The organism is Microcoleus sp. K1-B1, from assembly GCF_036704705.1.
GTDB lineage: Bacteria > Cyanobacteriota > Cyanobacteriia > Cyanobacteriales > Microcoleaceae > Microcoleus.
This window is the reverse complement of sequence record NZ_JAUBSH010000020.1, coordinates 1-7,636: the sequence shown is the minus strand read 5'-3', so window position 1 is coordinate 7,636 and position 7,636 is coordinate 1. Positions and strand designations below refer to the sequence as shown.

Below are 7,636 nucleotides of genomic sequence, written 5' to 3'. Positions count from 1 at the left end.
ACAGTGAATGTAGACACTGTAGACACCCTAAATTGGACTAACGACGGTTCATTCCCTGTGTGTGGCTTCACCCGCCAGAATTCCACCAGCTTTTTAGACTGGGTTGACTTTTCTCAACTCATCGCACTCGTACTCGCATCGGCGGGGGTGTTTGTGCTGGCAATGTCTATGTGGCGACAAATCAATCCCTTGAATTTATTCCCCTCCCCAGTTCGCATCAACATTCAAATCGGGACAAAATTATGAGCTTACAACTACGCCTTTTTGGCGGTAATTCTGATGCTGGAAAACTCACTGCCAGTAACGACGGCGGACACGCTATTGACAAATCAAAAGTTCTGGCAAGCACCGACGCAAGCGTTATCACACCGTTAAATCCTGGTAACTTTGACTCAGTTCGTAGCGTTCCAGTTGTGCCAGCACCGCGCTATTTCACGAAAGAAGAAGCGGATGCAATGAAGGATTTGGCAAAGGATAAAACAGACGGTGCAAGACAGTCTAAACGCGCTTACAAAGCACTAGGAAAAATTGAAGTTGCAGACAAAACAGTTCATAAAGAACACCGCAAATATGAGGGTGTTGTGGCTGATAATGAACTGGGTAAAAAACGCTCAGACACTCGACTAGCTAAGCACTTGCACAGTTTGCGTCCCGGCTATGCGCGACTGGGTTTAGGGATTGACAAAGCTGACAGCGATGCCCGCACTCGGATTGATGCGATTAAGGCAAAACTCACGGGAGGGACTGACTAAATGAAAGCGATGTATTTGGCAAATTATTTCGTTGCTGGGTGCGTCGCTTTCTCCCTTTTGGGGTGGATAGCGAGTCTGCATCCAATGGCAATGAAAGCCGTTTTATTCCTGTTAGCAGCGATTGCGATTGCCTGGGGGTTGAGTTGGTTACTTGACTATTCCCTGAGTAAATTACTTAAGATTTCAGTGGCTGATTTACAAGCAGTTTTAATCGGCGGTTTGGCGATGCTGCTGATTGGTTTGGGGGTGTTTCTATGCAGCTAAAACTGTTTGTATTGAGTGCGTCCTCTGTCGTGCTGTGGCTGGTTCCACTAGCAGCACTAGACAAAAAGCTAGACACTCACAAAGCGGTGCAAGGTGTCAGCTTGTGTGCTGCAATTGCTTGTGCTGTTACCGCTGGAAATATCGCCCGTCAATTGGTTGCCGAGGCAGAAATTGAGGAGTTAAAACTGAGAGCCATTAAGGCAGATGTTGAGGATGAAATCAGTACCAGTGTCTACGTTTCACAGCAGCAAAGACAGCAGGAAGCTGAACTTATCCTGACTTCCCCTGGCGTTGACGTGGAAGCGAATCGGCAAGCGCTGGAAGCTATATACAGCAGCGACTTACAGGAAACCGCTTCCGATTCCGATTCTCCTGATTACCCTATATACTTGGAAGTTTGTAAGTCAATGAAATCGGGTAAGTCTGTGACTTGGATTGTTGAGAATGTGCTCAAAATGGGAGGACGTAAATTCTCAGAAGGCAAGGTGAAACTTCAAAATCTACTTAGCCAATTTGAGGGGGAGTAGCTACAAACTGCACACCAAAATCGAAACCTATAGGGTTCAAGTGTACAAAATATCCTCAAACGCTTAGCACGTAAGAGTTTCAAAATGCACACTAAAAGCCAACCCTATAGGGTTGTCCACCACAACACACTCCCAAAATGTGCACACCGAAATGTAACCCTATAAGGTTACTGCACACTCCACAACACCAAAATATGTACACCAAAAACCAACCCTATAAGGTTGGCGTACACAACACGCTCCCTTATGTTCCTTAATGCTGAAGCTAAATATCAGCGCTTTAGCACTCGCTGCTACAATAAGTGCAAGCGATTTTCCCCAAGTGATACCAAGGTTCGCGACGCAATGGTGGGAGTAAGGGAAAATCGCAGGCAAGGGATTGAGCGTAGCGTCGCTGATAGCCGGAGCTCCCTGCCACAATATTTCTGTCTACCCTCAAACGGCAATCAAGGATAGGCGACTCAAGCCAGTCGCCTATACTCTCTAATGGCTTAAAACTATACACACAGCAAAAAACCGCTCTCTCTAAGTTTTGGCGACTGGAAGAACGGCTTTTGCCTCAAACTCGCTTTAGGCGAGTTAAATTCATGTACGACAATTCTACTCCAGATAACGAGCAAACTTCAAGCACCCCCAAAAAATTCGACATCCGCGACCATCTCGACAAACTGGAACCAGGCAAAGCCAAAAATTACTATATTTGCCCTGTTTGTGAAGGTCATAGCTTAGGGGTTAACTCCAAGAACGGCAAGTACCAATGCTGGACGAACGCTTGCTCAACCGTTGACATCCGGGAAGCTATCCGACCACTGGCTGAATTTTTGGCAGAGCGCGAAGAGGACCAGCCCGCATCACAGGCAAAGAAGCCAAAAGCCAAAAAGAAGGAATACCGACCCGTACCAGTTCCGATCGGCGCGAAACTTCTGAGATTACCCGTACCCGGAAAACCACCTCGCACCGAACAACCTAAATACTTTCCTAAAGGCGTTCCAGACAGTGCCACACAAATCACCTACGCCTACAGCGACACTCAAAAGGTTTTGCGGTTTGATTGGCCCGATGCAAGTAAACCAAAGGGACGCGACAAAACCTGCCGCCAAATTCACATCGACCCTAGTGGCAAGGAAGTCTGGAGCAAGGGCGATACTCGCTGGCCAGCATATCGGATTGATGAAGTTGTCGAACTACTAGAAGCACTACCCGATGGTGAACCCGTCCTCGTTCCGATGCTTGAAGGGGAAGACAATGTAGACCGTGCCAGAAGTATCGGTCTTACAGGACTAACACTGCAAGGCTCCAATTGGAACCATCCCGAAATTCAGATAATGCTCGAAACTCTGCAAGCGACAGGCAAAAACGTCAGTGTTGCAGTGTTGCGCGATAACGATGACGCAGGTATCAAGAAGGGTCAAGAAGTTTGGCTGGTTGCCCGTCACATCCAGTTCCCTTGTGTGGTTGTTGACCCACGTGTCATCTATCCAGATATTCCAGAGGCGGGAGACATCCGAGAAATCTTGGAAGCCATAGATAGTGAGGAATTTATCCGACTGGTAGAGGAAGCAGTCAATAACGTTGCAGCGGAATCAATTACTCCTATTTCTCTAACTTCTCACCCGCGCACGCGAGAAGAAGTAGTATGCCAGAAGTATGACAGTAGTGCAAACGACTACATCCCAGATACTGCACCGACTCCAGAGCAAAACTACGTGCAGAAAGCTGTGGATGCGCTGTACTCTGACACGCCCTGGGTATCCATAGCAGGACAGCTTTTTGAGTTCACCGGGACTCATTATGAGTTGCGATCGGAAGCTACCGAGAAGCGCCGCATTCTTGATTGGTTGAGCACTTACTCTGAATTTGTAAAAGGGAAGTACCGCTGCAATCGGGCTAACTCTGCCAGCGTCAACGAGGTCTACAGCTATATGCTCTTAGCTGTGGCCGTAGACCCCAACACCATCAATCCTGATGGATTGAACTCTTCTGAAGGGGTGGTAAAGATTAATCCTGACGGCTCTCACTCGCTTGTGCCACATGACCCTAACCAGGTCTATACCTATGTCGGCTGCAAGTATGACCCCGATATTGACCCGACTGATTGCGATCGCCTTTTGGAATGCTTGGAGCCGTCGCAGCGTGAGGTATTTTTGCGGACTGCTGCTGCTGCGTTGAATTTGAAGCTTGTCCGCTCCAAGCTGACGGGACGGGGCGTTAAAGGTTTGCTGTGCCACGGCGAAGGGTCTAACGGTAAGGATACATTGCGGGCTGTGTTGTCCGCTGTCTTTGGGCGGGGGATGACCGGGAAGTCACTGTCAGACTTCAAATCCTATGACAATGGCCGCAAGTTTTCTCTGGCAGGAATTGAAGGAAGTATTTGCAATTGGGCTTCCGAGAATACTGGAAAAATAGACCTCGACACCATCCAGAGTCTTAAACAGTTGATTACAGGCGACATTCTTGATATTGAACGCAAGGGCAAGGATGGTTATGAGTACAAACCTGCAGCCATCTTTTTAGCCAACTGCAACAAACTACCGTCTATCACCGGGGGGACGGCCGCCATTGATGACCGCTACAGCATCCTAAGTTTCGAGAAAACTTACAAGCACAACGCTGACCCGTCTCAGGGTGAATTGGAGGCTGACCCGCGTTTTAAGGATGATGAGAACTTTATCCTTGAACGGATTGCACCGGCGATGCTCAACAAGATGTTGGAGCGGTTGCCACTGCTACTGAAAGAGGGGATTGACTACAAGGCAACCCGTGAGGCTATGCGGGAAGCTCAAGAGGAAAGCCGGCACTTGTGGCAGTTTGTGAGGGACTTGGGGTATGAATCTGGCAAGGGCGATCGCGTTTATGCCAAAGACTTATGGAACAAGTTACAAGAGTGGTATCAAGAGGCGGGGATACTTGAGATTGAGTGGAACGAGAAGGGCAAGGAGAAGCTGGTTTGGAATGATTTACCTAACCAGTGGGATAAGCCAGTGAAGGCTATCAACCAGTTGTACGCTCGACTTTGTGAGATTTTCCCTAAGCTGGAGAAACATCGACACACCGAGGCGCAATTAGAGGGGCAAGTCATGGGCAGCTTTTATTTTTTGGGCATCTGCAAACAGAAAACAGAAAGTAGAAAAACTGCTTCAGAAGCTTCAGAATCCCATTCTGCCGTTAAAACTGCTTCAGAACTGCTTCAGAAAGCAACTTTGTCTGAAGCAGTGTCTGAAGCAGTTTCTGAAGCAACAATCCCCATACAGAAGGCTTCTGAAGCATCTGAAGCAATAAACCCAACTTTGTTAGACTTTTGCAATTCTTTCTCTAAACTTTCGGACTCCGACAAGCAAAAACTGACAGAACTACTCACGGGCGTCCCTTGCTCCGACCCGCTCAAAGCATTCAGAGTCGGAGACAAAGTGGCTGGCAACAAGCCAGAGGACTCTAGCTACAACTGGCACGGTCGCATCGTTGAGATTCATACAAGCATCAGTTGCAAGGTTGACTGGCAAGAGCGCGAAAAACACAAGGGCGGCCGGATAATCTCAATGCTGTTCTGTGACCTGCGGAAAATTTAGCCGCTGCCTGACAACTGACGGCCCAATCTCTATCCCCTTAATTAGGGGATTTTTGTGTCTACAAGTTTTGTAGACAATGTGTTGACAGTGTAGACAGTTGTCAGTTATTGTAGACAAATACTGTATACAGGTGTCTACAATGAGTCAAAGTCAAGTCGTATCGTTCAGGGCTTCCGGTCACTTCCTGAACTGGATAGAAGCTCAAAAACTAGAGGGGGAGTCGGTTAGTCAAGCTGCACAACGCATTCTCAAGGAAGTATCAGGCACGTCTACAGTGTCTACACCAAGTGACACTAACGCGCTGTCTACAGCGTCTACAGATTTGTCTACACGAAGCAATGATAGCGTCGCGTCTACAAATATTGTAGACGCTGTAGACAAGGCTGTAGCCGATCGCCTTGACCCCGTGATGGAGCGGATGGCCGCCATTGAGGAACGGCTGGGAAAATTGAGTGCCTGAGTGATGGCAACGATGAATCACTCAGGCAGGAATTGAAAGCGGCCAACAAGCAACTTTCAGAATGGGATGCAGAACTGAATCAGTTACACGAGCGCAACGGCGATTTAGGGCTGAAGGTTCAGATGTTGGAGCAAGAGCTCAAGGAAGCGCGGCGCGATCGGGAGGGAATTAAAAACTCCGCTCCGACCGTCGCAGAATTTCCAGAGCCGGCCGACTTGCTCAACCAGTTGAAAGCGCGGCGCAAAAAATCCAGAGCGGACTTGGCAGATATGGAGGCGGTTTTGGAAATATTGGGCCCGGAGAGTTGACCAGTATCTGCAGAAAGGATGCCGGGATACCACCTGACCCAGATAGGCAGTGTTTCGCATTTGTTGTGCGAAACAAATGCGAAACAAATGCGAAACAAATAAGGTTTGAGCCGCTCTCTACTTTTCGGTAAAGAACGGCTCAAAGCATTGATGCTATTAGGTTTTATGTAACGGGTACGGCAGGACTTGAACCTGCGGCTCGCTGCTTAGAAGGCAGCTACTCTATCCAACTGAGTTACGCACCCAACTCAAAAATCGCTAACAACATTATTGTATAGGTGCAGTGTGCGATCGAGCAAGTAAATTATGTGATGACTTACGCAGAAACCGCTTTGAGGTGCAAAAATATGGGGTGCAGTGCGATGGTTCGGGAAAAAAACCAAGATGATGAGAGTGCCTTTGCCTTCAAGACTGTATCTGACACAAGCTGGAGGGACTCACCTGCAAACAGCACAATTGTAAATTTACAATCAAAACTAGGTAGGACGTGAACTCGGGTAAAGTATTTAGAGGTCGAGGTGAAACCCAACTATTTGGTCGATCGGATATCTCTCCGAATTAAGACGGAACTCAGACAGCAAAAGAGTCGGACTTAAGTACCAAATAGTTTGCTAAACTTATCCACAGTTAATTACCGAGACGAGGTTTAAGTAGTTAAGCAAAATTAATTACATAATTATCTCCAAATTCTTTAAAAATTTTTTCTACAGATGAAACAAGAGATTGCCAGCTAGAGTAGGCATCTATTTCGAGCCATTGATATTTGATAAACCGCCACAAAATCTCAATTAAATTCAATTCAATTCAGGTGAATAAGTAGGCAATTCAAATATAGTTAAACCGCGTTTTTTCCATTCTTCAATTTTCTCGAAAATGGCATTGCTAGTATGAATAGAAGCTTGATCTACTACAATAACGGTTGGCCGCTCCACCACAGCCAAGAAAGTATCTATGCAGGCGATGATTACAGAGCGAATTAATAGTCTGCTCTGAAACATAAGCATGAAGGTTGTTTTGCCGATTCATGATTCCCAAGACATTTAAACGCTTTGTTCTACGACTATCAATTGACAAATATTCACCAATATCTTGCCATCCATAAAGGACACAAGGGATGCCACAAAATCCGGATTCATCCAAATAGTATAAATCAATTTTTCCCTCATCTTCTAATTGTTTTAATTCTGACAACTTTTCTTTTTTTTCCTGGTATTCTATGGAGTCTGGCTTGCCGCCAACACCTCGACGCATCCTATGCCAACTCATCCTTTTTTTTTATTATTCTCTTAATTGTTTCTGTACTTATATTGACAGACCATTCTTTTTTTATTTTTTGTACTACTTGCTTTAATTGTTTTGGTTGCAATTTTACCAATCTCTAATTTGATCTGATTGTGCGGAATTAAATGTTTCTTTTCTGCCTCTACCTGGTTTATTATATAATCCGAGCATTCCCCATTGGTGACAAGTTAAGACTGTAAGTCTTTTGTCAAGAGGCTTCTAGAGAATTGTTGAAAAAAAACTGGTCAGACCCTCGCTGAAGATCCGGAAAAGGAGCCACAATTAACTTTATGTTGGGTTTTCGTTTCTGTTTGACAATACCTAAATCTCGATTTTTTGGGTCGGCAAAATACTTAACTGGATCTGTTGCCTTACCTTTTTGATGAGCCATAGTAAAATGATAAAGACCACGATAAATCATTTCTAAGGAAATCTCATCAAAGGGCAGAGAAAGTTCATCCGCTACGGCATCACCTAA

At 46.1% G+C, this 7,636-nt stretch carries 7 protein-coding genes, 1 tRNA gene and 2 pseudogenes; 7 read left to right on the top strand and 3 right to left on the bottom strand.

The window, feature by feature from the left end:
- From QUA83_RS10010 to QUA83_RS09980, 7 genes and pseudogenes are all read left to right on the top strand, one after another.
- A pseudogene (locus tag QUA83_RS10010) lies at window positions 1–246 on the top strand (hypothetical protein); the annotation flags it as partial.
- Window positions 243–752, top strand: coding sequence for a hypothetical protein (locus QUA83_RS10005; RefSeq protein ID WP_333292906.1), 510 nt, complete (start codon window positions 243–245; stop codon window positions 750–752). The pseudogene QUA83_RS10010 and the gene QUA83_RS10005, both read left to right, overlap by 4 nt.
- Window positions 753–1,016, top strand: a complete 264-nt coding sequence (locus QUA83_RS10000; protein ID WP_333216189.1) for a hypothetical protein — start codon at window positions 753–755, stop codon at window positions 1,014–1,016.
- Complete coding sequence (locus QUA83_RS09995; RefSeq protein WP_333292904.1) at window positions 1,007–1,543, top strand: hypothetical protein; 537 nt, start codon at window positions 1,007–1,009, stop codon at window positions 1,541–1,543. Before QUA83_RS10000 ends, QUA83_RS09995 begins: the two co-directional genes overlap by 10 nt.
- A gap of 587 nt (window positions 1,544–2,130) precedes the next feature.
- Window positions 2,131–5,109 (top strand): DUF5906 domain-containing protein, encoded by a 2,979-nt coding sequence (locus QUA83_RS09990; RefSeq protein ID WP_333292902.1) that lies wholly within the window; start codon window positions 2,131–2,133, stop codon window positions 5,107–5,109.
- 139 nt (window positions 5,110–5,248) lie between these two features.
- Entirely contained in the window at window positions 5,249–5,569 is a 321-nt protein-coding gene (locus tag QUA83_RS09985) for a hypothetical protein (RefSeq protein ID WP_333292900.1), read from the top strand.
- 32 nt (window positions 5,570–5,601) lie between these two features.
- The gene (locus QUA83_RS09980; protein WP_333292898.1) at window positions 5,602–5,877 is read left to right on the top strand and encodes a flagellar alpha dynein; all 276 of its coding nucleotides are present in this window, start codon (window positions 5,602–5,604) and stop codon (window positions 5,875–5,877) included.
- A gap of 171 nt (window positions 5,878–6,048) precedes the next feature.
- Here the strand turns inward: QUA83_RS09980 and QUA83_RS09975 are convergent.
- The 3 genes and pseudogenes from QUA83_RS09975 to QUA83_RS09965 all read right to left on the bottom strand — a co-directional run.
- Window positions 6,049–6,122: transfer RNA gene (locus QUA83_RS09975), tRNA-Arg, on the bottom strand.
- 549 nt (window positions 6,123–6,671) lie between these two features.
- Complete coding sequence (locus QUA83_RS09970) at window positions 6,672–6,875, bottom strand: transposase (RefSeq protein WP_333292896.1); 204 nt, start codon at window positions 6,873–6,875, stop codon at window positions 6,672–6,674.
- 491 nt (window positions 6,876–7,366) lie between these two features.
- Window positions 7,367–7,636, bottom strand: a pseudogene (locus QUA83_RS09965) (IS4 family transposase); the annotation flags it as partial.